Source organism: Solwaraspora sp. WMMD791 (genome assembly GCF_029581195.1).
In the GTDB taxonomy this organism is placed as follows: domain Bacteria; phylum Actinomycetota; class Actinomycetes; order Mycobacteriales; family Micromonosporaceae; genus Micromonospora_E.
In genome coordinates this window covers 3984945-4011465 of record NZ_CP120737.1, presented here as the reverse complement: position 1 = coordinate 4011465, position 26521 = coordinate 3984945, and the positions used below count along the sequence as shown (strand labels likewise).

General features: G+C 72.4%; 19 protein-coding genes. 12 read left to right on the top strand and 7 right to left on the bottom strand.

The features are described 5' to 3' along the window. Positions 1-165 precede the first annotated feature (165 nt). From O7623_RS17815 to O7623_RS17800, 4 genes are all read left to right on the top strand, one after another. Positions 166-477 carry a type II toxin-antitoxin system VapB family antitoxin gene (locus O7623_RS17815; protein ID WP_282224159.1) on the top strand — a complete coding sequence of 104 codons (312 nt, stop codon included), beginning with the start codon at positions 166-168 and terminating at the stop codon, positions 475-477. A 123-nt stretch (positions 478-600) separates the two neighbouring features. Then, positions 601-1350 (top strand): DUF4230 domain-containing protein, encoded by a 750-nt coding sequence (locus tag O7623_RS17810; protein ID WP_282229454.1) that lies wholly within the window; start codon positions 601-603, stop codon positions 1348-1350. A gap of 295 nt (positions 1351-1645) precedes the next feature. Beyond that, complete coding sequence (locus O7623_RS17805) at positions 1646-2860, top strand: glycosyltransferase family 2 protein (protein WP_282224158.1); 1215 nt, start codon at positions 1646-1648, stop codon at positions 2858-2860. Positions 2861-2922: 62 nt separating this feature from the next. Further along, positions 2923-4869, top strand: coding sequence for an arabinofuranosyltransferase (locus O7623_RS17800; RefSeq protein WP_282224157.1), 1947 nt, complete (start codon positions 2923-2925; stop codon positions 4867-4869). Positions 4870-4902: 33 nt separating this feature from the next. Here the strand turns inward: O7623_RS17800 and O7623_RS17795 are convergent, their stop codons facing one another. Continuing rightward, positions 4903-5109 (bottom strand): PspC domain-containing protein, encoded by a 207-nt coding sequence (locus tag O7623_RS17795; RefSeq protein ID WP_282224156.1) that lies wholly within the window; start codon positions 5107-5109, stop codon positions 4903-4905. A 393-nt stretch (positions 5110-5502) separates the two neighbouring features. Between O7623_RS17795 and O7623_RS17790 the strand changes: the two genes are divergently transcribed. Genes O7623_RS17790 through O7623_RS17780 form a run of 3 tightly spaced genes read left to right on the top strand, consistent with a single transcriptional unit; the run spans position 5503 to position 12274 of the window. Further along, positions 5503-7749 carry a DUF5941 domain-containing protein gene (locus tag O7623_RS17790; RefSeq protein WP_282224155.1) on the top strand — a complete coding sequence of 749 codons (2247 nt, stop codon included), beginning with the start codon at positions 5503-5505 and terminating at the stop codon, positions 7747-7749. Further along, complete coding sequence (locus tag O7623_RS17785) at positions 7749-9947, top strand: bifunctional glycosyltransferase family 2 protein/CDP-glycerol:glycerophosphate glycerophosphotransferase (protein ID WP_282224154.1); 2199 nt, start codon at positions 7749-7751, stop codon at positions 9945-9947. Before O7623_RS17790 ends, O7623_RS17785 begins: the two co-directional genes overlap by 1 nt. Positions 9948-9955: 8 nt before the next feature. Continuing rightward, positions 9956-12274, top strand: coding sequence for a glycosyltransferase (locus O7623_RS17780; RefSeq protein ID WP_282224153.1), 2319 nt, complete (start codon positions 9956-9958; stop codon positions 12272-12274). A 23-nt stretch (positions 12275-12297) separates the two neighbouring features. On the opposite strand, the gene O7623_RS17775 is transcribed toward O7623_RS17780, so the two are convergent. After that, on the bottom strand, positions 12298-13950 hold the full coding sequence (locus O7623_RS17775) for a glycosyltransferase family 2 protein (protein ID WP_282224152.1): 1653 nt from the start codon (positions 13948-13950) through the stop codon (positions 12298-12300). 205 nt (positions 13951-14155) lie between these two features. On the opposite strand from O7623_RS17775, the gene O7623_RS17770 reads away from it, so the two are divergent. The 3 genes from O7623_RS17770 to O7623_RS17760 are packed head-to-tail and all read left to right on the top strand — an operon-like array spanning position 14156 to position 16484. Then, on the top strand, positions 14156-14596 hold the full coding sequence (locus O7623_RS17770) for a hypothetical protein (RefSeq protein WP_282224151.1): 441 nt from the start codon (positions 14156-14158) through the stop codon (positions 14594-14596). Further along, positions 14593-15774 carry a glycosyltransferase gene (locus O7623_RS17765; RefSeq protein ID WP_282224150.1) on the top strand — a complete coding sequence of 394 codons (1182 nt, stop codon included), beginning with the start codon at positions 14593-14595 and terminating at the stop codon, positions 15772-15774. Before O7623_RS17770 ends, O7623_RS17765 begins: the two co-directional genes overlap by 4 nt. Positions 15775-15827: 53 nt before the next feature. Then, the gene (locus O7623_RS17760) at positions 15828-16484 is read left to right on the top strand and encodes a hypothetical protein (protein WP_282224149.1); all 657 of its coding nucleotides are present in this window, start codon (positions 15828-15830) and stop codon (positions 16482-16484) included. On the opposite strand, the gene O7623_RS17755 is transcribed toward O7623_RS17760, so the two are convergent. The 5 genes from O7623_RS17755 to O7623_RS17735 form a co-directional block, all read right to left on the bottom strand. After that, positions 16464-17387, bottom strand: coding sequence for a GyrI-like domain-containing protein (locus tag O7623_RS17755; RefSeq protein WP_282224148.1), 924 nt, complete (start codon positions 17385-17387; stop codon positions 16464-16466). The two genes, O7623_RS17760 and O7623_RS17755, sit on opposite strands and share 21 nt — an antisense overlap. Before the next feature lie 93 nt (positions 17388-17480). Next, positions 17481-18098 carry a GNAT family N-acetyltransferase gene (locus tag O7623_RS17750; protein ID WP_282224147.1) on the bottom strand — a complete coding sequence of 206 codons (618 nt, stop codon included), beginning with the start codon at positions 18096-18098 and terminating at the stop codon, positions 17481-17483. 223 nt (positions 18099-18321) lie between these two features. After that, on the bottom strand, positions 18322-20178 hold the full coding sequence (locus O7623_RS17745; protein ID WP_282224146.1) for a S8 family peptidase: 1857 nt from the start codon (positions 20176-20178) through the stop codon (positions 18322-18324). A gap of 214 nt (positions 20179-20392) precedes the next feature. Then, positions 20393-21385: a sensor histidine kinase gene (locus O7623_RS17740; protein WP_282224145.1), complete on the bottom strand. Its 993-nt coding sequence runs from the start codon at positions 21383-21385 to the stop codon at positions 20393-20395. Between the two features lie 202 nt (positions 21386-21587). Then, entirely contained in the window at positions 21588-23024 is a 1437-nt protein-coding gene (locus tag O7623_RS17735) for a hypothetical protein (protein ID WP_282224144.1), read from the bottom strand. Between the two features lie 111 nt (positions 23025-23135). Between O7623_RS17735 and O7623_RS17730 the strand changes: the two genes are divergently transcribed. Together O7623_RS17730 and O7623_RS17725 are read left to right on the top strand one after the other, a co-directional pair. Further along, entirely contained in the window at positions 23136-25037 is a 1902-nt protein-coding gene (locus O7623_RS17730; RefSeq protein WP_282224143.1) for a hypothetical protein, read from the top strand. A gap of 127 nt (positions 25038-25164) precedes the next feature. After that, positions 25165-26481 (top strand): ABC transporter ATP-binding protein, encoded by a 1317-nt coding sequence (locus tag O7623_RS17725; protein WP_282224142.1) that lies wholly within the window; start codon positions 25165-25167, stop codon positions 26479-26481. The last annotated feature ends 40 nt before the right edge of the window (positions 26482-26521 follow it).

Genomic DNA, 26521 nt, shown 5'->3' with positions numbered 1-26521 from the left:
CAGCCCGGTCGGTCGGACGAACTCGCTAGTCTGGCAGTCGCGCCGACGTATGGTGGCGGTCCGGTCGGGTGGTGTCCGACGGGTCGTGCCGGGTGGCGGCGGCAGTGGCAAGGGGTTGCGAGTGGGCACATCGTTCGGTAGGCGACATGGGAGGAGCGCGCCGTCGTGATCTTCAAAGCGGTGCGGGACGGCCGTCCCTACCCCGAGCACGGGCTGACGCTCAAGCAGTGGGCCGAGATTCCACCCCGGCCGTTACGGCTGGATCAGTTGATCACCACCAAGCGTGAGTTGGCGCTGGACAAGCTCCTCGCCGAGGATTCGACCTTCTACGGGGACCTCTTTCCACACGTCGTGCAGTGGAACGGCGCGCTCTACCTGGAGGACGGCCTGCACCGGGCGTTGCGGGCCGCGCTGCAGCAGCGCAACCAGATCCACGCCCGGGTCTACCTGCTCGCCGCCGAGCGTCTCGCCGGTTGAGGAGTAGCGTCGCCGGCCGGCCGATGGCGGGGCCGCTTGCGGATGCGCTTGTCGTACCGGGGTCGTACGGTGTGCCCAGACGACCCGACAGTGGGCCGTCGTCTGGTGAGGACGGTGATCCAGATGCCCCGTGACGGCGATGGCCACGCAGCGACCCGGGAGTTTCCGGAGTATTCGGGCGGTGGGGGGGATCCGCAGGCCGCCGGTGCACCACCTGTCGAGCCACGGCCCGGCGGTTGGCGCCGGGGGATGTTCTGGGCTGCGGTCGCTGCCGGCCTGGTGGTGGTGCTGGCGCTGACCACCCAGGCCGCCGGCATGTTGCCCAGTTGGCGTAACCCCTTCGCCCAGGAGGAGACGGACCGCACCCAGCCGCCGGTGCTGCAGTCGATCCAGGATCTGAGCCGGTTCGTCGCGGCGGAGGGCACCTTCCAGGTGGTCGTGGATCTGGAACAGGACCGACGGTACGTTCCGGACTTTCTGCTCAACCAGCGCACCCTTTTTGTCGGTGTCGGCGCAGTCGAGGCATATGTTGATTTCGGACAGATCGGCGAAGATGCGATCGTTGTTGCTGAAGACGGTCTTTCCGTAGAAATTCGGTTGCCGGCGCCGCAGCTGACCGATGCCGACCTGGACCTCGCCAACAGTTATGTCTTCGCCGAACAACGCGGTCTGCTCAACCGGCTCAGTGAGGTGTTCGGTGGGGACCCGAACCGGCAGCGGCAGGTCTACCAGCTCGCCGAGGAGCGGATCGCGGCGGCCGCGCGGGACAGTGGGATCGCCGAGCGGGCCGAAGACAACACCCGCAAGATGTTGGCCGGGCTGTTGCGTTCTCTGGGTTATGAAACGGTTACTGTAACGTTCGTGTCGCCCTGAGTGGTGATACCGACCGTTCGTCACTGACGTAGTAGTAGCGCCGTGAGCTGGGCGATGATCGGCCATCGCGATGCGAAGCTTCCGCACAACTGGGTGACACCCTGAAAGGGTGGCGGTTCCGCGATCCGAATCATCCGCTGGGTCCGCGTTTCTTCGCCGGGTCCAAGCGCGTGTCGGATGACGGCCACGTTAGAGTGCAGCCGAAGGCCATTGTCGTAACGGCGCGCCGGCTGGACCGTCTGTCGACGCGGGGCTGGCCTGATCGTGGCATCACTAGTTTTCGGGGGTATCACCCGTGCGCAGCGACCAGGTCGAGGTCACCGTCCTGCTCCCCTGCCTCAACGAGGCGGAGACCCTGGAGGTCTGCATCCGTAAGGCCCGCCAGGCGCTCGACGAGTTGGGCGTCCAGGGCGAGGTGCTGGTCAGCGACAACGGTTCCACCGACGGATCCCAGGAGATCGCGGTGCGGGCCGGGGCCCGCGTCTCGCATGCCCCGATCCGCGGCTACGGCGGTGCCCTGATCAACGGAATCGAGCAGGCCCGCGGTCAATACGTGATCATGGCGGACGCCGACGACTCCTATGACCTGTCCACGCTGGAGCCGTTCATTCAGGCGTTGCGCTCCGGTCACGATGTCGTCATGGGTAACCGCTTCCGGGGCGGCATCGCTCCGGGTGCCATGCCGTTCCTGCACCGGTACCTCGGCAACCCGGTGCTCTCCTGGCTCGGCCGGCGGCTGTTCAACCTGAAGGTCGGCGACTTCCACTGCGGCATCCGGGGGTTCAACCGGGACCGGATCCGGCAGCTGCAGCTGTGCATGCCGGGCATGGAGTTCGCCTCCGAGCTGGTGGTCCGGGCAGCGCTCAACGGATACGACATCGTCGAGGTGCCGACCACGCTCAGCCCGGACGGGCGCAGCCGCCCACCGCACCTGCGGACCTGGCGCGACGGCTGGCGGCACCTGCGCTTCCTGCTGGTCTTCGCGCCGCGCAAGACGCTCATCTGGCCAGGTGCGGCGCTGTTCCTCCTCGGCCTGGTCGGCACCGCGACCCTCGTTCTCGGCCCGCTCGTCGTCGCCGGCATCGGCTTCGACGTGAGCACCCTCGTCTACACCTGTCTCGCGATGCTGGTCGGCGCGCAGCTGCTGTTGTTCGGGGCGTTCGCGCTGATCTACGGCAGGTACGAGGGCATCACCAACCTGCAACAGGCCGACCGCTGGGGCCGCTACATCCGGTTCGAGACCTGCACCGCCGGGGGCGTCGCGCTGATCCTGCTCGGCCTCGTCGGGACCATCGTCGCCGTCGCGACCTGGGGAGCGACCGGATTCGGCGCCCAGGACGTGAGCGCCACGATGCGTGTGGTGCTGCCCTCCTCGACGGCGATCGGCCTGGGTGCCACACTCATCTTCGCCGGGCTCTTCTCCAGCCTGCTCAGCCTGCGACGGGTCTCCGCCGCGGTCGCCGACCAGGAGACCCCGTCGCCGAGCACCCTGGCCGCGAGCGCCAACTGAGCGAGGCGCCCGGGCCGGGCGCGGCGACCGATCCTGACAACGGCGACAGCTGACGGAGCACGATGACTGTCGAGACAACCCCGGCCGATCTCGGCGAGGCGCCGGACGAGGCCAGGCCTACGCCGGGCGTCGTGGCCGCCGCCGACCGTACGGCTGCGGCCCGGCGCGGTCCTCGACAGCTGCGCGCGGTCCTGCGCCATCCCGGCCTTGTCGCGGTGCTGGCCTGGCTGGTCGCCACCCCGGTGGCCTTCGTACTGCCCGGCATCGTCGGCAAGGATCCGTTCACCGTCGCCGGCCGCGCGCTGCCGGTGGCCAGCGGCCTGCTGCTGGTGTCGGCGGTGCTGGCCGCTGCGGCGGTCGCCCGTCGCTGGGTGCCTACGGCGATGGACGCCCTGGCCGGGGCCAGTGCCGGACTGGCCGGTGCCTGGCTGGTGCTGGTGCTGCGGTCCGCGCTGTACGGCACCCCGTTCGGCTTCGGCGGCCTCAGCGGCGACATGCTGAGGATGACCGCGTCGGTGACCCGCTACACGGTCACCACCGCCAGCGCGGACACCAACATCGTCGGGCTGCCGTCGGAGTACCCGCCGCTGTACGCCTGGCTGGTCGGCCGGGCCTCGGTGCTGCTCGACCAGCCCGCCTGGCGGTTGCTGGCCGATGCCGAGGTGCTGTTCATCTCCGCGTCACTGCTGGCCGGCTTCTTACTGTGGCGTCGGCAGGCGGGGGCCTGGACCGCGTTCGCGATCTCCTGTGTCGCGGTGCTCGCCTGGTCCGACCCGCGCAAGGCGTACGAGGTCCTGGCGTTGGTGATCTTCATCCCCTGGGTGCTGGAGACCTTCACCCGGCCGCCGCGCAACCGCCTGCACTGGCTGACCTCCGGGCTGCTCGGGGGCCTGCTGGTTGTGCTCTACCAGGCCTGGCTGGTCTACGCCGCGCTCGGGCTGATGGTGATCATCGTGCTGGCCTGGCGGGCCGAGCCGGACCGCTGGGCGTACGTCCGCCGGCTGGTGGGCGTCGCGGTCGTCGCCACCGTCACCTCGTCCTGGTACGTGCTGCCGTACGGCTGGACGTTGCTCACCGACGGCGGCGGGCAGCTGGTCTCCGACCTGTACACCTCGCCGTACTACCTCTCCGGGCTGCTGCCGTTCCTGGACATCCAGTCCGCCGACGGCAGCAACGTCCTGCTGCGGGCCCTGCAACTGGTCGGCATGATCGGCCTCGTGTGGCTGCTCCGCCGCACCTGGTGGGCGCCTCCGCTGCTGCTGATCGCCGGGGCCGCGTTCGCGTACCGACTGTTGTCGATGGTCCGCTTCCTGCTGACCGGGCACACCGCCTTCGCCCACTACACCGTGCGGCTGTACGGCGTCGTGCTGGCGATCGCCGGGGTGCTGACCCTGGTGCACGTCGTACCGCTGGTGTTGCGTCGGCTGCGGGTCGTGCCACCGGTCGGGCTGGTCGGCGCACCGCTCGCGGTGCTGCTCGCCTGGGGTGTCACCGCCTACACCGGGGCCTGGATGCCGTCGATCAACGGGTCCGGCTCGTCCTACGCGACCGCCGCCCACGCCGAACCGCTGCCCGGTGGCGGCTACCCCCGGTTCGCACCGGCCAGCGGGCGCCCCGCCTGGTTCCCGGTCGAGCCGATCCGCCTGGCTGTGGAGGATGTGACCGGACCGGACCCCGAGCGGGTGACGGTGAGCGTCGACGAACGGCTCTTCTCCTACCTGCCGTGGCCCGGCTACCTCAGCAACGACCGTACCGCCGGCGGCACGCTCACCCATTGGGACGAGCGCAAGGCCGAGCTGGCGGCGCTGGCCACCCAGCGGGACCCGGCGGCCTTCGCCGCCGAGTCCGCCGCCACGGCGTACGGGCCGATCGATGTCTTCGTGCTCACCCGCGACGGCGACGAGCTGATCTGGGAGGATCTGCGGTTCCACCGGGACCAGTTCGACGAGCGGTACTGGGCGGTCCGCGATGACCTTCCGGCGCAGGTGGCGGTCTTCGTCCGGCGGTGAGCACCGTCGTGCCTCGTCCGGCGGTGACCACGGTCAGTGCGAGGTGGCGAGGTACCGGTCCTCGTTCGGCATGATGATCCAGAGCGCCAGGTAGATGATCACCTGGGTGCCGGGAAGCAGTAGGGAGAGCAGGAACAGCAACCGGACCATCCCGGCCGAGATGCCGAACCGCCGGCCCAGGCCGGCGCAGACACCGGCGATCATCCGTCCGTCGCGGGGTCGTACCAGTTTGCGGCTCATCGCCACGCTCCTTGTCCACTAGTCTCGGCTGCCCCTGTCGGGTGTCGGCCGCCCTCCGTCACTGGATCGCGACTGCCAGCCATCTTCAACGGTAGGGGTGCCGCCGGCCGGCTCCCTCAGTCCTGCGACGGATCGGCGATGGCGGCTCCCGTACGGGTCCTACCCTGATCTGATCAAGATCATCGCAACCGGTCGATCGGGTCGGCTCCCGTCCGCGTCACCTGCCGGATGTGTGCGCTACCCGCTTTGTTCACCGACTGCTAACCTTGCCCGCGTCGTCCGCCCGACGGTCTCCCCAGCCGTCGGACAGGTGGTGTCGTCACGGGCCGCCGCCGGGCGACGCCACCCCTCGGAGCGCCGGTCGCTCCCGGCTCGTACGACGGAAGCGCGGATGTGACACTGGCGATCCTCACCCCGGCCACCCGAGCCCCCGCCGCCGACCAGGGCGGACTACTGATCGCGGGCGGGCTGACCCTGCCCGACCGGATCCGGGCCCAGCTCGCCGAAGCCGGGGCCGACGAGGTGCGCACCGCCGGGCCGGCCGAGTTGGCGGACCTCGCCGAGCAGGCGACCGGGCCGATGCTGCTGTGCGCCGCCGACGTGGTCGCCCACACCGAGCTGTTCCGCCTGCTCGGCTCGGGGCCGACGACCACCACGAGAGCGTTGTTGCTGCCCGCCGACGAGGGCACCGGCGCCCTCGCGGTCGGGGCCCGGCGCGGAAACCTCGTTGCCGCCCCGGCACCGACCACCGACAGTGCCGCCCCGGCACCGACCACCGACAGTGCCGCCCCGGCCAGTGCGGCCTCGGCCAGCGCCGCCGGCGGGCCGGTCTTCGGCGGGGTGCTGCGGGTCGGCGTCGGCGACCTGCCGGCGTTGGCCACCGCCGCCCGCCGGGTCGCCGACCGTCCCGGCGACGCTACCCGGCAACCGCTCGACGCGATCCTCGCCGAGCTGGTGGCCGCCGGCACCACCGTCGGCGCGTACCCGCTGCGTCAGCTCGTCGCGGTCCGGGTCACCGACCAGGCCGGGGTGGCCGCCGCCGAGGCGCAGGTGCGTGCCGTCGACCCGGATCGGGCCCGGCTGCGGCTGGCGGTCAAGGAACACGACGATCTGTTCGCTACGTACTGCGTCAGCAGTTGGTCGCCGCTGGTCACCAAGGGTGCGGCGCGGCTCGGGCTGAGCCCGAGCGGAGTCACCGCCATCTCGGTGCTGTTCGCCGGCGCGGCCGCGCTGCTGTTCGCGGTCGGTGACCGGCCGCTCGTGCTGCTGCTCGGCGCGGTCCTGCTCTACCTCGGCTTCGTCCTCGACTGCGTCGACGGTCAGCTCGCCCGCTACACCGGTCGGTACAGCGCCTTCGGCGGCTGGCTCGACACCATCGCCGACCGGGGCAAGGAATACCTGGTGTACGCCGGACTGGGAGCCGGCGTACAGCTGTCCGGTGCCGCCGACGGCTGGCTGCTGGCCACCGCCGCAATCGTGTTGCAGACCGTCCGGCACATGACCGACGCCTGGTACGGGGCGCTGCACGACGACGCCGCCCGCCGCGTACCGGCGGTGTCGACCGAGGCGAGCGCGCCGGCCGGCGTCGGCAGCCGGCTCAGCCAGGTCTCCGACCGGGTCCTGGCCGCCCCCGGGTCACTGGTCTACTGGGCGAAGCGCACGGTGGTCTTCCCGATCGGCGAGCGGTGGGCGCTGATCGCGGTCACCGCCGCCGTCCTCGGCCAACGGGCCGCGCTGCTCGCCGTACTCGGCTGGGGGGTGCTCGCCTTCTGCTACACGCTGGCCCTGCGGTCGCTGCGGTCGCGGTCCATGCGGGTGCCGGTCCTCGCGGCGGTCGACACCGCCCGGTACCGCGACGACGGGCCGCTCGCCCGGCTGCTCGCCCACCGGGTCGGTGCGGTGGTCGCCGCCGGGTCGGGCCAGTTGCCGCTCGTCGGCGCGGCGGTGGCCGCGGCGACCGCCGCGCTGCTGCTGCCGGCGTTCGGCGTCGCCGGCGGGATCAGCGCCGTGGCGCTGCTGGCCGGGGCGGGTGCGGCGCTGGCGGCGGGGATCGCCAGTGCGGCCCGGCCAGCCGTGGGGTCGCTGGACTGGTTGGTGCCGGCCGGGCTGCGGGCCGTCGAGTTCCTGATCGTCGTCGCCGCCGGCGCGGTCGCCGACGTGCCTCCGGTCGTCACCTACGGACTGCTGTTCGTCCTCGCCCTGGGGCACTACGACCTGACCGCGCGGCTGGAGAAGCGGCTCGGTGCGCCGCCGCTGCACCGGTGGAGCCTCGGCTGGGACGGCCGGGTCCTGCTGATCACGCTGACCAGCGCCGGGGCGGCCCTGGCCGCCGCCACCGGGTCGGGCGCGGCCGACCCGACGACCCTGGCCACCGGCGCCACCGGCGCGCTCGCCGGCTATCTGGCAGTGCACTTCGTGGCCACCGCCGTACTCGACCACCGGCCGGCGTCCGCTGAACCTGGCCACCGGCCGGCGTCCGCTGAGCCTGGCCAGCGGCCGGCGTCCGCTGAGCCTGGCCGGCGACCGGCGGCCGGGGTGTCGGTGCCGGCTCCCCGCCGCCCCACCGATCCGCCGGTCGACCCGGCACCACCCTTCAGCTCCGCCGGCCGCCCCGCCGGCCCGACCACAGGTGACCTCTGATGACATTGATCAGCATTGTCGTGCCGGTCTACAAGGTGCAGGGTTACCTGCGAGAATGCCTCGACTCGATTCTCGACCAGTCGTTCACCGACATCGAGGTGATCGCGGTCGACGACTGCTCCCCGGACAGCTCCGGGCAGATCCTCGCCGAGTACGCCGCCCGCGACCCCCGGCTCCGGGTGCTGTCCCTGCCGGCCAACGCCGGCCTCGGCGGTGCCCGCAACGCCGGGCTGGACGTGGCGACCGGTGAGTACGTCTGGTTCCTCGACAGCGACGACTGGCTGACCGACGGATCGCTGCGCGCGGTCGCCAACCGGCTCCGTGACACCACCCCGGACGTGCTGATCGTCGACCACGTGCGGGTGTTCTGGAACTTCCACGAATCGGCCAGCGCGCTGCGGCAGGCGTTCCCCACGTCACCCGGTGCCGAGGTGTTCGACGTACGGACCCGGCCCGAGACGCTCAAGGTGCTGCACACCGCCTGGAACAAGGTCACCCGGCGACAGTTCCTGGTGGACCTGGGACTGCGGTTCGCCGACGGCTGGTACGAGGACGTCTCGTTCACCTTCCCGCTGCTGGTCGCCGCCGAGCGGGTCACCGTACTCGACCGCGTGTGCGTCAACTACCGGCAGCGGCGTACCGGTGCGATCACCCGGACCCGCAGCCCCCGGCACTTCGAGATGTTCGACCACTGGGGACACACCTTCGACTGGCTGGACCAGCGTGGGCCGCAGGTCGACGCCGTACGGCCGCAGTTGTTCGCTCTGATGATCTCGCACTACCTGATGGTGCTCGGCCACAGCGGCCGGCTGCCCCCGCAGCTGCATCAGCAGTTCTTCGCCCGCGCCCACGCCGACTACCAGCGCCGGCTCCCGCCCGGCGGGTACCCCGTGCCCGGCGGTGTCGAAGGGCTCAAACGCCGGCTGCTCGCCGCCAACCGCTGGCGGACCTTCGCCGCGCTGCGGGTCGGCCAACGCGCCCGCAAGAAGCTGATCTCCACGGTCAAGCGGATCGGCCGCCCGGTCAAGCGCGGCCTGCGCGAACTGGCCCGCACCGGACGGCGGACGGCGCTGCTCGGTTACTACCGGATCCAACTGCGCCTGCCGATGGACCAGTCGATGGCGCTGTACGCCGCCTACTGGTACCGCGGCTACAGCTGCAACCCGGCGGCGATCTACGCCAAGGCGGCCGAGCTGGCACCACACATCAACGGGGTCTGGGTGGTCCGCCGGGACCGGGCGGCCAGCATGCCGACCGGCGTCCGGTACGTCGTCGCCGGCACCTGGCGCTACTACCGGGCGCTGGCCCGCGCCAAGTGGCTGATCAACAACGTGAACTTCCCCGATTACGTGCGTAAGCGGCCCGGATCGGTGCACATCCAGACCCACCATGGCACTCCGGTCAAGGTGATGGGGCTCGACCAGCAGCGGCACCCGGTCGGCGCCGCGTCGATGAACTTCCCCCATCTGCTGCGCCGCATCGACCGGTGGGACTTCAGCGTCAGCGCGAACCACTTCTCCACCCAGATGTGGGAGCGGGCCTACCCGGGCGACTTCGTCTCGCTCGACACCGGCTACCCGCGCAACGACCGGCTGGCGCTGGCCACCGACGCCGACGTGGCGGCGGCCCGTACAGCGCTCGGCATCGGCCCCGGCGAGCGGGTCGTGCTCTACCTGCCGACGCACCGGGAACACCAGCCCGGCTGGCAACCCGACTTCGACGCCGACGCCCTGGCCGAAGTGCTCGGCCCGGACGCCTGGCTGCTGATCCGCAGCCACTACTTCCACGACCGGCAGCGCACCGGCCGGGCCCCGGACGCCCCGGCCAGCGGTCGGATCCGGGACATGTCCAGCTATCCGGTCGTCGAGGACCTGTACCTCGCGGCCGACGTACTCGTCACCGACTATTCTTCGGCGATGTTCGACTACGCGGTCCTGGACCGGCCGATCGTGATCTACGCGCCGGACGCCGAGGCGTACGCGATGGCCCGTGGCGTCTACTTCGACATCACCGCCGAGCCGCCGGGTGCCGTCGCCACCACCTTCGGACACCTGCTCGACGTCTTCCGTACCGGTGCGGTCGGCGACGACGCCGCGGTCAAGGCCCGGACCCAGTTCCGCGCCCGGTTCTGCCACCTCGACGACGGGCGCGCGGCCGAGCGGGTGGTCCGCCGGGCATTGCTCGGGGAGCAGGGCTGAACCGCCCGATGGGTGCCCTGCTCAGCGTCGTCGTTCCGATCTACAACGTGGCCCGCTACCTGACCGAATGTCTCGATTCGCTGGCCGCGCAGACCCATTCCGACGTTCAGATCGTCCTGGTCGACGACGGGTCGACCGACGACAGCGGCGACATCGCCGCCGCCCGGGTCGCCGCCGATGCCCGGTTCCAGCTGATCCGCCAGCCGAACCAGGGCCTCGGCGCGGCCCGCAACACCGGCATCCGCGCGGCCACCGGCGACTACCTGGCGTTCGTCGACAGCGACGACGTGCTGCCGCCGTACGCCTTCGAGGTGCTGGTCGGCGCGGTGGAGTCGACCGGTTCGCAGATCGCCTCCGGCAACGTGGCGTTGTTCAACTCACGTGGGCTGTGGCAGTCGCCGCTGCACCGCGGCACCCACCGACAGACCTGGCTCGGCACCCGGTTGCGCCGTCGCCGAAACCTCGTCTACGACCGGCTGGCCTGCAACAAGGTGTTCCGGCGGGACTTCTGGACCGGCCACGACCTGTGGTTTCCCGAAGGGGTGCGCTACGAGGACATCCCGGTGACGATCCCGGCGTACGCGCTGGCCGAGTCGATCGACGTGCTGCCCACGGTGGTCTACCACTGGCGGCAGCGCGAAGCGGGTGCCGAGGAGTCGATCAGCCAGCGACAGGCCGAGGTCGCCAACCTGGTGGACCGCTTCGCGGCGGTACGCAGCGCCAGCCGGTCACTGGCCGCGACCGGTGACCGGTCGTTGAAGAACCACTACGACGCCACCGCGCTGCGCAGCGACCTGCGGATGTTCCTGCACCTGCTGCCGGAGGTGTCGGACGTGGCGTACCGGCAGCGGTTCTGCCAGCTGGCGGCGGAGTTCCTCGCCGAGGTGGATCCGGCGGTGCCGGACCGGCTCGATCCCCGGTTACGGGTGGCGTGGCGGCTGGCCCGCGACGGTCGGCTGCCGGAGCTGCTGCGCGTGGTCACCGCGACCCGGTCCGGTGGCGTACCGCCGAGGGTCAGCGACGTCCCGGCGGCGCTGTACCGCCCGACGCCCCGGCTGCGTACGACGCTACGGGCGATCTCCTGGTCGGCCGGGCAGCTGCGGATCTCCGGACACGTCCTGCGGACTCCGGCGGCGTCGGACGCGCCGCCGGGGCCGCAGCTGCGCGCCCTGTGGCTGAGCGAGCAGGGCCGCCGCCGCCGGTTGGGGCCGGCACCGGCCAGGTCGCGGCTGTTGCCTCGCCGGACCATCGCGGCGGACCCGGCGACGGACGACCTGCCGGCCTGGTCCGGGTTCGCCACGTCGTTGCCGGTTCTGGCGCTGCGCTCCGCCGCCAGTTGGCCGCCGGCGACGTGGCTGGTGATGGCGGGCGTGATCGACGTGGCAGGCGGGCCGGAGAGCGGGCCGGTCAAGGTCGGCGAGGTGGTGCCGGCGTTACCGGCGGTCTGGGTGGCACCCGGGGTACGGGTGGTGCCGGTGCTGCACGACGGAGCGCTGCGACTGCGGGTGGAACACCCGTCGGTGTGGGCGGCGGCGGCCCGGCTGGTCGGCGAGGATCTGGTGATCAGCGGTACGGCCGTCGCCGGTGCTCCGGTGCCGTCGGCGTTGACCCTGGCCCGGACCCCGATGATCGTGGCCCGGCGGTATCCGACCCGGCCCGACGACGCCGTCGGGCCCTCGTCGGGCGGCACCGGGTTCAGCTGCCGGATTCCGCTGGACGACCTGCTGACCGGTCCGGCGGCACCCGCGCGACCGGCTGCGGTCGGCGACCCGGCGGTCGGCTGGCTGGTGGGCTGGCACATCGACGGCGGTGCCGACGCCTCCGCCGGGCGCGGGTTGCCGGTCGGCGCCGACTTCACCGAGCTGCGTCCGCTGCCCGGGGGGCCGGGTCTGCTGGTCGAGTCGGCCGATCAGGGGCAGCTGTCGATCCGGGTGCTACCGGCCGGGCCGCTGGCGACCTGGGCCACCGTCGAGGAGGCCGGTGTCACCCTGGGCGGTGCGTGTCCGGTCGACGCGGCGCCGTCGTCGGTGGTGCTGCGCCACGCCGACGACCTGCGGGACCCGGCGGCCCCGGCGGACCGGGAACTGCCGGTCGAAGCGGTCGACGAAGGTTGGCTGGTGCGGGTACCGGCGGACGGCCCCGACCGGCCGGAGCCGGGGCGCTGGTGGTTCGGCTACCGGTCGGCGGACGACGACCGGGTGCATGAGTTGTCGATGTCGCTGCGGATCCGGGACGGGGCGGGTCAGGTGGGACCGGGCCCGGTGGCGCTGCCCCGGTTGCGGCTGGAGCCGGAGCGGCTGTACCGGGTGGCGCTGGTGGCGAACTGAGACCCGGGGCGGCCTGATCCTGATCAGCGCGCGGGCGGCGACGGCGACGAGGCCGGAGCCGACGGCGACGAGGCCGGAGCCGCCGGCGGCGGTGCGGTCGGCGTGGTCGGCCGCAGCCGGTTGCGGGCGGTACGTCGGGCGGTGCCCCACGCCCGGCCCCACAACGACCGGCTCTGCCGAGCGCCCATCTGGGACAGCCACTGCGGGCTGCGGGCCACGGCACCAGCGGTGTCGGTGATGATCAACCGCGCGCCGTCCGGCCCCGGGGTCAGCCAGCCGACCCGGGTACCGATCCGCGTCGGGCGGGTGCCGCGGGTGCCCCGGCCGCCCTGCTGAGGACCCGGCGGTACGGCGTACTCCCGGTCGTTGTCGCGCACCACGACCCGCACGTCGTAGCGCCCACCGGGCAGGTGGTCGACCGGGATCGTGCAGGACCAGCGCAGGTCGTTGCCGGTCCGCCGGAGCACCGTGACCGGCTGTCGGGCCAGCCCGTCGCCGATCTCCACCAGCAGGTCGTGGCGTACCTGACCGGGCTCGCCGTCGATCCCCTTGGTGCGGACGCTGCCTTCGAGTGCGATGGCCGGCCCACTGCCGCGCATGCGGTGCACGGTCGCCGTGATCTCCCGGATGAGCAGCAGGTCGCGGTAGGCGTCGAAATCGGTGTGCCCCAGGTAGGCCTGTCCGGCGTACACCCGCAGTGGCAGCGCGGACCGGGGCTCCCGGATGGTCGCCGGATTCTGTTCGTAGATCGCGGCGGCGCGCAACCCGGCACCGGCGTTGCTGACGAACTCGGTCGCCAACCGCACCGGGATGTCCTTGAACAGGGTGTGCATCCGGATCGTGAATTCGTCGAGCTGTTCGTCGTCACAGCCGTTCGCGGCCCGCCACGCATAGTGCAGCTGCATGTAGGCGATCCACCGGTACACCGCGTCGCGGTCGTCGGACGGCAGGTCGCGGCACTCGTCGGCGAGCTGCTCGACGATGGCGACGTGCTGCATGATCCGTAGCGGTTGACTGCGGGTGTCCATCAGCGAGGAGTTGTCCCCGCGCTGCCGGTACAGATAGCTCAGCCGGGGGGTCAGCGCCGTCCGTGGGGAACGGGCCAGCACCGGTACGGTGAACAGCACGTCTTCGAAGGCCGTGTTCTCGGTGAACCGGACACCGGTCGAGTCGACCAGGTCACGCCGGAAGATCTTGTTGCATGCCGACGGGTTGCCGACCAGGCCGGGGGCCTGGGCGATCCGCTCCACGACCCGTTCCCCGACGAGCAGCTCCCGACGCCACGCCGGGTTGGGCCGGGGCGGCAGTCCCTGCATGTCACCGACGGCCACCGCCGCCTGCTCGCGGTCGGCGAGGTCGACGAGGTAGCTCAGCGCCCCGTCGGGGTAGAGATCGTCGGAGTCAAGAAAGGCCAGGTAGCGGCCGGTGGCGAGGCGTACCCCATGATTGCGTGCCGCGCCCAGGCCCGCGTTGTCCTGGCGGACGTAGCGCACCCCGGTGGCCCGGTCGGCGTACCGGCGCGCGATGTCGGCCGAGCCGTCGGTGGAGCCATCGTCGATGACGACTACCTCGATGCGGTCCCGGGCGGGCTGTCGTTCGATCGAGTCGAGTGCCTCTTCGAGCCACTTTTCGGTGTTGTAGACCGGGACGACGACGCTGACCGTCGGGGATGGCACGCGCTCACCTCGTGTCACGACTGGGTAATCTGGATCAGTGACCTATTTGCCTAGGGTACGTCGCCTGCTGCGTCCGGTCAGGAATGTGCTTCGTCGCTCCCGGGCGCGGATCATGCAACCAGCGGCGCTACTGTACAGCCCGAACATTACCCCGAACGAGATTCGGGTACTCGCCAAGATTGCCAACGACAAGGGTGATCGGGCGATGGTGAACGCGGTGTTGCTGCGCATGGTGCAGCGGGGGGTTGCCAATGAGGGTGAACAGCGCGCGGCGCGACTGATCGGCACCGGGGCACCGGCACCGGCGGTAGGTCACTGCCCGCAGGATCCGACCGACCAGGATCCGACCGAACGGGGTAAATCGCTCATCGCCGACCAGGCGGCCACCCGGCTGACCGTACGGCGGCCGACCGCTACTGCTCCGCTGCAGGTCACCGTCGGTGACGAGGACGAGCCGCTGGCGTACTGGCGGGCCGCCTGGGCCGAGCTGCCGCCCGCGCTCGTCGACCAGCTCACCACCGGCGTGCTGACCCGGCTCGCGGCCGACCGTCAGGTCACCACCGTGCATTCCGCGGACGCCGCCAGCGCCCCGGTCGCCCGGGCGGTCGCCGCCGGCATCGGCGCCCGGTACGGTGGTCAACCGTGATCGTTCCCTGGCGTCGGGGCACCTCCGCCGGCCACCTCGTCGACGATGCGTTGTCCGCCCTCGCCGCCGCCGACTGGGCGGACCGCGCCCGCCCGCCGATCGCCTGGCTGCACTGGCCGGTGGACTCGGCCAACCCGTACCAGTCGTTGATCTACAGCCGGTTCCCTCGGCACAACCTGGTGCCGATCCGGATCCGGCGCCTCGACCAGCTCGACCGCCTGTTGCCCGCGCTGCCGGACGGCGTCACCCGGGTGCTGCACGTCCACTGGCTGTACGACGTCACCGCCGGTTGCGCCACCACCGCGCGGGCCGAGGCCGCCGTCGACGCCTTTGCGGCCACACTGGACAGTCTGCGGGCCGACGGCGTACGGCTGGTCTGGACGGTGCACAATCTGCTGCCGCACGAGACCGTGCACCGGCAGACCGAGACCCGGCTGCGGCAGGTGATGCTGGTCGCCGCCGACGTCGTCCACCTGATGCACGACAGCCACCTGGAGATCCTGCAGGAGGCGTTCGGCACCTCGCCCCGGCAGGTGGTCGTCGCCCGGCATCCGACCTTCGTCGGGGCGTACCCGGACTGGGTGGACCGGGCTGCGGCCCGCAGCCATCTGGGGATCCCGCTCGGTGCCCGGCTACTGGTCACCTTCGGCCAGGTCCGACCGTACAAGGGACACACCGACTTTCTCGACGTACTCGACGCCGCGACCCGCCACGACCCGCGACTGCGCTGGCTGGTCGCCGGCAAGGTCCGGGAGGAGACCGGCGGGCCCGAGTTCATGCGCCGCGCCGCCGAACACCCGGCGGTCGTCTTCCACCCCGGCTTCGCCCCCGACTCCGACGTGCAGTACTTCCTGCGCGCTGCGGACGCCGCCGTCTACCCGTACCGGTCGTCGCTGAACTCCGGTGCGTTGGCCCTGACGGCCGGGTTCGAGTTGCCGGCGTTCGTCTCGACCGGCACCACCGTCGGCGGGTTGATGCCCGACGCCGCGCTGCGCCGGTTCGACCTCGCCGACCCCGACAAGGCCGCCGAGGTGATCACCGAGGCGACCGGGAGCGGCTGGGCGGCCGCCGACACGGTCCGTACGGCGCTGCGCGACCACCTCGGACCGCTCGCCCCGGCACAGGTCAGCGACCTGCTCGCCACCGAGCTGCGCCGCCACTTGGACCCGACGACCTGATCTGCGCCGTCCGGGGTCCATCGTCGATGGTGTCGGCGCGCTACCCTGGCCGCATGTCGAGCCCTGCGTCGGACCGCCGCCCGGACCGTCAGCTGGTGTGGGCACCCGCCGAGGTGCTGACCGGCATCGCCCAGCAGGTCGAGCCGCTGCCGACCCGCGAGCCGTTGCGGATCATGATCATCCGAGGGGTGCTGCTCGCGTACGTCTTCACCTGGCCGCCGGCCTTCGGCGTCCTCGCTGTCGCGACCGTGGTCGCGCCGCCGCTGACCGAGGCGGCCAGCGTCGGCGCGACCGCCGGTTGGGCGCTGCAGATCGCCACCTTGATCGCGCTGTGGGCCGTCGTGTCCGCGCTGATGTCGCACCGGCGGGCCGCTACCGAGTCGGCGGACCCCGAAGCCCTGAGCCGATCGCGACTGCTGCTGCGCCTGGCCGGCAACGCGGCGCGGACCGGGGCGCTCGCGGCGGTGGTGCTGGCACTGGCGGGGCTCGCCCCCGGCCAGATCGCGGCGCTGGCCGGCGCGGTCGCCGTCGTCCTGCATCTGCTGCCGATGCTGGTGTTCCGGCTGCTGACGCGCGGGCGCCGAGCCGACCCCGTCGGCGAGCCGGCCGAGCGTCTCGCCGGCCAGCCGGTCGGGCGGCCGACCGAGCGTCGTCCCGGCAGCGAGTCTGCCCCGCCGCCGGCAGCGACGTCAGCCGGGCTCGACGGGTAGCCACAGCTCGCAGGTCGCGGTGCTGAAATCGGCCGCCCGCTCGACGACGGCGACGATCGACGGGCCGGGCCGCAGCCGCCACGGGTTCGACGGGAACCATTCGGCGGCGGTCGCCGCCCAGGTGGCCTGCAGCGCCTGCGGGTACGGTCCGGCGGTACGGAAGACCGCCCACCTACCGGCCGGCACCTCGATCACATCGAGGTCGTCGGGGGCGGTGCCGGTCGCCGCGACGGCGACCCCGTGCAGGTAGGTCAGCTCGCTGCCTTCCGGGTCGTCCGGCGCCAGGTCGTCGCTGACCTGCAGGATGCCGGCCGGCTCGGTGTCGCTGAGGGCCTTCAACCGCTGATGCTCCGCTGCCGGCAGAGCGGCGATGTGCTGCTGGATGTGCGGATTGACGCCGTGGTGGATCAGTGGGACCCGGGTGGCGTGTCCGACCAGCCGGAACGCGGGGCGGTCGACGATGCGGGTGTCCATGCGGGTGTTTCCTTCGACGGTCAGGCGGAACCTGAGTTGTGGTTGGCTGCGAAGGGGGCCACCGTCGCGGCGTACCTCACCTGGACCGGCACCGTGGACCGCCCGGAACGCCCGCCCGAACGCCTCGGTCGAGCCGTACCCGTAGCGGACGGCGATGGTCAGCAGGTCGTCCTCGCCCCGGACCACGTCGGCGGCCGCCAGGGTCATCCGTCGCCGCCGTACGTACTCCGACAGCGGCATGCCGGCCAACGACGAGAACATCCGGCGCAGGTGGTACTCGGTCGTGCCGTGCCTACCCGCCACCGACTCGACGTCGAACTCTCCGCCTGGACGCTCCCCGACCCGGGGTTCCCCGGCGAGGTGCGTCTCGACCGGGCCGGCGAGGTGTGCCTCGACCAGGTCGACGAGGTGGTTGAGTGCCGAGATCACGATGGCCTCCCTTCACCGACCAGCCTGGTCGACCACACCCGGGTCGCGCCCGACATCTACGGTCCGATCCGATCACGGCTCGGGGCCACCGGACTACTGGCGCGGCTCCCGCCACATCGGCCAGATCGGTGGGCCATCGGGCAGCCGCATCGGCCCGTGTGCCCGGTAGCCGTGCCGCAGATACAGGTCCCGGTTGCGCGGCGTGGTCGCCTCCAGATAGCCCGGCGTGCCGTGGCCGTCGAGGTGGCGGTGGTGGTGGCGCAGCAACGCGCTGCCCAGGCCGCCGCCCTGACGCCAGGGCGCCACCGCCAGGTACGCCAGGTGCCAGTGCGGCTGCCACGGGTGGTGCGCCGACAGCATCCGGGCGAGGGCGGCGAACCGTGGTTGCCAGCGCCCGGCGGCGCTCAGCAGACGCAGTTCGTGTTCGCTGACCGTCTCCGGGTCGGTGGCGATCCGACGGCCCCGGGGGTGCCAGACCGCGACGCCGCTGAACTGGCCGGCGACGTGCACCGCGCCGCCGGACCGGATCGCGTGGTCCAGTTCGAGGGTGAACAGGGTCCGGAAGACGTCGGCCCGTGCGTCGAGGTCACCGATCAGCCACTGCGACACCGGGGCGATCAGGAACGCCTCGGTGAGCAGGGTCGCTGCCTGCGGGATGTCGTCCATCCCGGCGGTACGGATCGTCACGGCGGCGGGATGGATCGCGGTCATCTTGGGCTCCTGCCGGTCGGGCGGTACGCGGTGCACAGCGGGCCACGGCTGGTGAGCCGAGGTATCCGCTAGACGCGCACGGCGCCGGACCGGAGTACGAACCTGCTGGTCAGATGCCCGACAGTGGGGTCGTTCGGCAGCGTGACGCTGCCGTGACGCCCAGGATGTCACCGCCGTACGGGGGGTGCGGTCGGCCGACCACACCCCCCGTACGTACGGTGTGTTACAGCGTCAGCGTCCAGGTGTCGATGTAGCCGGTGTCCCCGCTGAAGACGTCACGGACCCGCAACTGCCAGGTGCCGTCGGCCGCCTCGGAGGAGAGGTTCACCGAGTACGTGGTGATCACGTTGTCGGCGCCGTCGAACAGCGCCCAGCTCTTCAGCCGGTAGGCGGAGCCGTCCGGTGCGACCAGGTCGATGATCAGGTCGCCCCGGTAGGTGTGCTTGATGTCGACGTCCACGCTCGACGACGACGAGGCGCTGCGCCCGCAGCCGGCGATGACGATGCTGCTGGCCGCCGTACCGGGGTCGGGCAGCGCCACGTCGGTGCCGTTGGTGCCGGAGCAGCCGCCGCCGGAGCCGGTCACCGTCAGGGTGAACGACGCGGTCCGGGTCGCCGAGGCGCCGGTGCCGGTGACGGTCACCGGGTAGGTGCCGGGGGCGGTGCCGGCCGACGTGGCGACGGTGAGGCTGGCGCTGCCGCCGGAGGTGACGGTGGCCGGGCTGAAGCTGGCCGTCGCGCCGCTCGGCAGACCGCTGGCCGAGAAGCTGACCGACTGCGGCGTACCGGCGGTGGTGCTGGTCGTGACCGTCGCCGACACCGTGCCGCCCGGGGCGGTCGAGCCGCTGGTCGGCGTGACCGACACGGTGAAGTCGTCCGCCGGCGGGGTGCCGTCGTTGACGACGTACAGCAGCCGGTTCGGCGATCCGCTGCCCGGGTTGCCGACCGCGTCGACGGTGGCGTTGTCGTAGAGGTAGTCGCGGACCTGCTGCGGGCTCCAACCGGGGTTGGCGGAGGCGACCAGGGCGGCCGCGCCGGCGACGTGCGGGGCGGCCATCGACGTACCGCTGATGGTGTTGGTGGCGGTGTCGCTGGTGTGCCAGGCCGAGGTGATCGACGAGCCGGGCGCGAAGATGTCCAGGCAGGTGCCGAAGTTGGAGAAGCTGGACCGGGCGTCGGTGCTGGTGGTGGAGCCGACGGTGATGGCCTCGGTGACCCGGGCCGGCGAGGTGTTGCAGGCGTTCGCGGAGCTGTTGCCGGCGGCCAGGCTGTAGGTGATGCCGGCGTCGATCGAGTTGCGTACCGCGGTGTCGAGCGAGGTGTTCGCGCCGCCACCGAGGCTCATGTTCGCCACGGCCGGCGTGACGGCGTTGGCGGTGACCCAGTCGACGCCGCCGATGACGCCGGCGTTGGTGCCGCTGCCGGCGCAGTTGAGCACCCGTACGCCGACCAGGGTGACGCCCTTGGCGACGCCGTACGCGGTGCCGCCGACGGTGCCGGCGACGTGCGTACCGTGGCCGTTGCAGTCGTCGGCGGAGCCGCCGTCGACGGCGTCGTACCCGCTGATCGCGCGGCCGCCGAAGTCGCTGTGGCTGAACCGGATGCCGGTGTCGATGATGTACGCGTGCACGTTCGACGCGGTGTTCGGGTACGTGTAGGAGTCGTCCAACGGCAGGGCTCGCTGGTCGATGCGGTCCAGGCCCCACGATGGCGGGTTCAGCTGGGTGTCGGTGAGCGTCACGGTGTGGTTCTGCTCGACGTAGTCGACCGACGGGTGGGCCGCGATCCGGGCGGCCTGACGGGCGGTCGCGCTGATCTCGAAGCCGCGCAGCGCCGCGCTGTAGGTGCGGGCCACGGTGCGTCCGTGCTGCCGTGCCAGGGCCTGCGCGGTGGCGCTGACCTGCCCGGGGGCCACGGCGCTGTCCTTGAACACCACGATGTAGCTGTCCGGTACGGCGGTGGCGCCGCCGGCGTGCCGGATGGTTCCTTCCGGTGGTGCCGCGCTGACGGGTACGGCAGCAGCGGCCACCATGGCCAGCGCGGTGGCACCGACGATGACGACTCTGTGGGGGAGATGCATCTCCCGTCCTCCCATTCCACCGGCGGGTCCGTCCGCTGACGGTCACAGCGGATCAGTGAACGCCGATCTAGCTGAGAGTAATCTGAGTCGATACTGAAAGGTGTATTCCGGATCGCTCATACCGTTGGCGCGATGGAACGTCCGAAAGGACCTTCGACCAGCGGGTTTCCTCGTCGCAAAGGCTGCGGTACGGCGGCCAGGAAACGAGAAGTTTTCATGATTCACGGTGTCGGGATCGGTCCACCTGCACCCGGACCGTGGTCCGTCCGGGCCGGCTGTACACCCGGACCAGATCGCACAGGTCGTGCACCAGCAGCAGCCCCCGGCCGCCTGGCTGATCCGGCGGCCGGGGAATCCGCCCGACCAGCGGGTCGGGCAGATGGCCGGTGTCCTCGACCTGGCAGACCACCGCGTCCGAAGTGACCCACAGCCACACCCGGCCGCCGCCGTCGGTGTGCCGCACGGTGTTGGTGGCGAGTTCGTTGACGGCCAGGGCGAGATCGTCGACCCGGTCGTGGTCGAGCCCGGCCGCGCGGGCCTGCCCGGCGACGAACCGGCGGACCCCGGCCAGGGCCGGGATGTCGGCGAACCCGATGGTCGCCGCCCGCGCCGGCGGTGCCGGCAACGGCCGGCGGACCCGGTGCAGCGCGTAGGCCGGCGGCAGGTACCGGGCGCTCGGCCGGCGGCCGGCACCGTCGGTCACGATCGGGTGGGTACGCTGCACGTCGGCCACCACCTCGGCGGGCAGCGACCGGGCGTCGTACGGGCACAGCAGCACCGCCGGACGACCGGCGAACGCCACGTTGACCAGGATCTCGTGTTCCGTGCAGGCCGGGTACTCGTCCGGGTGGCGACCCGACCAGACCGGCTCGTCGACGATCCAGACCTGCCGGTCCGGGTACCGCTGCGTGAAGGCGAGCAGCACCTTGGGAATGATCCGGCCGGGATTACGGCCGACCACCCGCATGTCGACGAAGCCGACCTCGGCGGTGTCGACCGCCGGATCCTCACGCAGAGCGCCGCGCAGCGCCGCCAGGTTCTCCGACGGTACGGCGATCAGCAGTGGTGCCGCCGCCCGGACGGCGTCGCGGGCGAACCGGGTGACCGTGGTGAGGTAGGCCTGTTCGTCGCCGTACAGCAACCCGATGTGGTCGAAACCTGGGCGGAGCCGGTCGACCGGGTCCAGCGCGTCGACCGTCGTGCTCATGGCCGGCCCGCCGGTGTCACCCGGCTCGACCTGCCGAACCCGGCCATCGATCCACCACCTTCGGGACCGTCGCACGTCACCGCCCACGCAGGGCGTCCACTCCACGGTAACGGGCCGGCGGAAACCCGACCATCGAGGCCCGGTCGGCCCAGCGGTGCGGCCTGGCCGGGCGGTGTTCGAAAGGTGCGCGGGTGCGACCCGCTCAGCGGGACACCAGCCGTCGACGAACTCCACGGGCGTACTGTCTGGCGACGAAGACGGTGGCCCGGCCGAGGCTGCGGGCACCACCGACGGGTACGGTCTGCGCCGCCCGTCGGGGGGCGGCCGTCGGGGCGGCGTCGGCGGCACCGGGCCCGGTGGCGGCCAGGTCGACGACGTCGTACTCGCTGCCGGTCTCCCAGCGTTGGCCGTGGCTCGCCGCGACCGCCTCGACCAGGCCGTCCTCCGGCGTCCCGGCGTGGGTGGCCCGGGATCGGGCGGCGGTCGACCACAGCTCGACGGCGTACGTCGCGGAGCCGGCACCGGCGGGCAGCACCCGCAGCAGTCCGCAGCGCCACTTCTCCATGGCGGCGGTCACCGCACCCACGGTCCGCCGACCGACGCCCAGCCGGGCCGGCACCCGCAGCAGGTACGGCGACGGGTAGGCGCTGGTCGGGGCGGTGTCGACCAGCCGGACCCGCGGCTCGTGGCGGTACTCGGCGGCCAGCAGCCGCAGGTCGTCCGGCTGCCCGGCGGCGGCCCAGTCGGCGACCAGGGCGACCTGCAGGTCCCGCTCGTCGCTGGCCAGCAGCCGGTCGACGCACGCGCGGACCACCTCGTACGGCTGGTCGACCGGCACCACGGCGCAGATCAGCGGCACCTGCCAGGTCCGACCGGGCCGGTCACGGTGCTGACGCGGGTAGGGCAGCAGATCGGTCAGCTCGGCGCGGGCCTGCCGGTCACGCCCGGCCGGATCGGCCGGGACGAGCGTCCAGAGGCTGGCCGTCGGCTCCGGGACGAACACGGCGCCGGCCTGCGCCAGCCGGTAGGCGACCTCGACGTCGGCGCCCTGGTACGGATCGGTGCCGGGCCGGTAGCGGCTGCGGTGGAAGGCGAAGGCGGTGCCGGCGGCGGTCTGGAAGGCGGTGTGGTCGGCGGTGCGCAGCTGATGGGTGGTCTCGAGGCGACGGGTCAGCCCGGCGTCGACGGCGCTGCTGGCGAAGAGTTGCCCGAGAGTGCCGGCGCTGGCGTGCGCGGCGACCATCTCCGGCTCCGGGACCGTGCCACCGAAGCACGCCGGTACGGCCAGGCTGACCGCATCCGGGTCGGCCTGCGGCCAGCGGGCCAGGGCACCGACGAGATCCGGCCCCGGCACCGCGCCGGCCGGGATCCGGACGATGATCTCGCTCGTGGCCGCCGCGACCAGGTCGACGAACCCGTTGTCGTCGGCGCAGGTGGCGACCTGCAGCAGCTCGGCGGGGTGGCGCTGATGCGCGAGCGCCGCGGTTGTCCGGGCGGCGGCCGTCGGGTCGCCGCCGCCGCCGACCACGCAGACGGTCACCTGGGCCCGGGTCGTCGACTGCCCCGGCTCGGCGGGACGGATCCGCGACCAGTCGTTGTGTGGTGAGGCAGCGGAGGACACGGCGCCGGGCTGGGACACGCGTGCAGCGTACCGCAACGCCGACCGGTAGCCTCTGGCGTGACGTGGGTCGGGCGCGGGCGCGCGTCGGCCCCGTTGCGGGATCTGATCCGAGGGCAGGGTGGCAGCAGGGTGACGGAGCAGGCGGCGGTGCAGTCCTCCTCGACGGCAGCGGACCGGATGCGGGCCGGCGGTGTCGGCTCCCGCCGCTGGTGGCGGCGGATCCGATTGTCCGAACAGGGCCCCGAGCGGGCGTTGCCCGCGATGGCGGGCCCGCTGCGCCACCTGCTGGTCGACGCCGAGTCGCTGGCCGCGCTGCGCACGCTGTTCACCGCACCGGCCGCCCGCACCCCGGTGCGTCGGCTCACCGTCCGGGTGCGTCGCTGGCGCCCGCCGACGCCGGGCTGGTCGGGCCGGCTCGGCCCGGTGCCCGGTGTCCGGGGGCAGCGGGTGGTGCTGCCGGCCGGCGGCGGTACCGCACGGGTCACCGTCGAGCTGGCCGCGCCCGTCGCGCTGCACGACGTACTGGCCGCTGTCTGGGCGGTGCTGGCGCCGGTGCGGCCGTTGCCGCGCCCGGCGAGCGCCGACGTCACCGTGGTCGGCCCGGTCCCGGCCTGGCAGGCGCCGGCGGGCAACGTCACGGTGGCCGACCAACTGGCGGTCAACCCGGAGATCCGGGCGTACGACGTGGTGCTCGCGCCGGACGCGGCGGTCCTGACCGCCGGGCCCGAGCTGGTCGGGGTCGCGGTGACGGCCGGCGGGACCGGTGCCCGGGTGACCAACCGGCAGCCGCTGGTGCTTGTCGACGCCGCGATGGCGAACCCGATCGGGCGCGGCCGCCGGTACGGGCCCGAGGAACCGTCCGGGGTGCTGGAGTTGCTGACCGGCGAGCCGGTCCTGCGGTGGCGGATCCGTCCGTCCGGCGGTGCCGACACGCCACCGGTCGCGTCCGGCCGCCTCGACGCGCTGCCGCTCACCGGCGACCAGCTGGCGGCGACCCGGCGGTTCGCCCAGCTGACCTGCCCCGAGCTGCCGGCGGCGGACCCGGCGGCGGAGGCGACGCTGCTGGCCCAGGTGGCGGCGGGCGGGGCGGTGCTGCGGGTGCCACAGCTGCCGCCGTCGGTCGCCGACCGGCTCGCCGAAGGGCTGCTCGAGGTGCTGCGTACCGAGCTGCCCGGGGTGGGCGCGGACCCGCTGGAGTGGGAGATCCGCAGCGTACGGCAGCGGTCGGCGGCGCTGCGCGGACACGGCGCGGCGTTCGCCGCCGGCGACGTCACCGGCGGTACGTTCCCGGCGCTGGCCGCCCCGCCGTCGGTGAGCGCGGTGCTGGTCACCCGCCGGCCCGAGTATCTGCCGGAGGTGGTGCGGCAACTCGCCGGGCAGACCTACCCGGAGCTGGAGATCGTGCTCTGCCTGCACGGCATCGAGCTGGCGGCGGACGTACGGTCGCAGCTGGCCGACTGCGGCCGGCCGATCCAGATCTTCAGCGCGCCGGCCGGGTTGAGCTTCGGTGAGGTGATGGGGGCGGCGACCGCCCAGGCCCGGGGGAGCCTGGTCACCAAGGTCGACGACGACGACGTGTACGGCCCGGAGCACGTCTGGGACCTGGTGCTGGCCCGCGAGTTCTCCGGGGCGATGCTGGTCGGCAAGGCGGCCGAGTTCGTGGTGCTGCAGACGTTGGGCGTGACGGTACGGCGGGCCGCCGTACCGCCGGAGACGTACGGCGCTCCGGTCGCCGGCGGCACCATGCTGATGGCCCGGGGCGACCTGGAGGCGGTCGGCGGCTGGCGGCCGGTGCCCCGGTCGGTGGACCGCGGCCTGATGGACCGGGTGCTGCGCGCCGGTGGGCTGATCTACCGGACCCATCCGCTCGGGTACCTGTACGAGCGGCGGGCGACCGGGCACACCTGGGACGCCGGGCTCGACTACTTCCTGCGCCGTTCCGGTCAGCAGTGGGACGGCGTCCCCCGGTACGCGGAGTTCGGCACCGCCCCGGCCCCAGCGCCCCACCCTGCGGAAGTAACCGCTCGGTAATCTCCCCGGCATCATCGGTAATCACACTGTCACAATGTGAACATGGCACGTTTACCCGATGTGCCAGAGGCATGGTGCTCGTCACAGTCAATGCGGGGCGGGCAATCGATGCTGCGGGGAGGTGACGGTGACCACCGTCGCGCTCAAGGACGTGACCAAGGTCTTCACCGACGGGACCGTTGCCGTCGACAACGTCAATCTCGACGTCAACGACGGCGAGTTCATGGTGCTGCTCGGCCCTTCCGGCTGCGGCAAGTCGACCGTACTGCGGATGGTCGCCGGTCTGGAGGATCCCAGCAGCGGTGCCATCATGCTCGACGGCGAGCTGGCCAACGACGTCCCGCCGCGCGACCGGCGGGTCGCCATGGTCTTCCAGGATTTCGCGCTCTACCCGCACATGACCGTCGGCGACAACATCGCCTTCCCGCTGCGGCTGGCCGGGGTCGACACCGAGGCCCGCTCCGAACGGGTCGCCGACGTCGCCAGCGCGCTGGGCATCGGTGACGTGCTCGCCCGTCGGCCGAGTCAGCTCTCCGGCGGCCAGCGGCAACGGGTGGCGATGGGCCGTGCGATCGTCCGTCGGCCCGGGCTGTTCCTGATGGACGAGCCGCTGTCCAACCTGGACAGCGGGTTGCGGGCCGAGTTGCGCGCCGAGATCTCCGGCCTGGTCCGCGAGCTCGGCGTCAGCACCATCTACGTCACCCACGACCAGGCCGAGGCGCTCACCATGGCCGACCGGGTGGCGATCATGCGCAAGGGCGTGCTCCAGGACGTCGGCACCCCGACCGAGGTGTACGGCCGGCCGGCCACCCTCTACGTCGCCGCGTTCCTCGGCAGCCCCCGGATGAACCTGCTGGAAGCCTCGGTCTACGTGCACCTCGACCGGTACGTCACGCTCAGCCTGGGCGACCAGGCCCTCTACCTGCCCTGGACCGACATCCGGGCCCGCGCCGTGTCGCACTACCACGGCGAACGCATCGTGGTCGGAATGCGTGCCGAGGCACTCACCCCGGTCGCCCCGGACACCCCCGGCGACGTCCTGCAGGGCCGGATCCGTTTCCTCGAACACCACGGCCACGAATCCCTGGCCTACCTCGACATCGGCGCGACCGCGATCGTCGTCGACGACCTCGGCGGTACGCCGGTGGAGCCGACCGGCGGCTCCGGTCAGCGGCTGCGTCGCCTCGGCAACGTGATGCAACGTCTCACCGGGCGTATCGCCGAGCCGGTGGCTGCCGACCCGGCCTCGCCCCGGTCCGGCGGTGCCCGGGAGAGCGTGCTCAGCGACGGCGGCCGGCACCACCGTCGCCCGGCCGAGCTGGCGGTACGGCTCGCTCCGTACCCGGCGGTCACCGCAGGGCACCCGTTGGCGGTTTCGGTCCGGATGGACGCGCTGCACTTCTTCGACGAGCGGGGTGACCGCATCGACGTCGGGTGGCGGTGACCGGTTCACCCGCCGCGTTCACCCGCCACGCGTCGCCGGC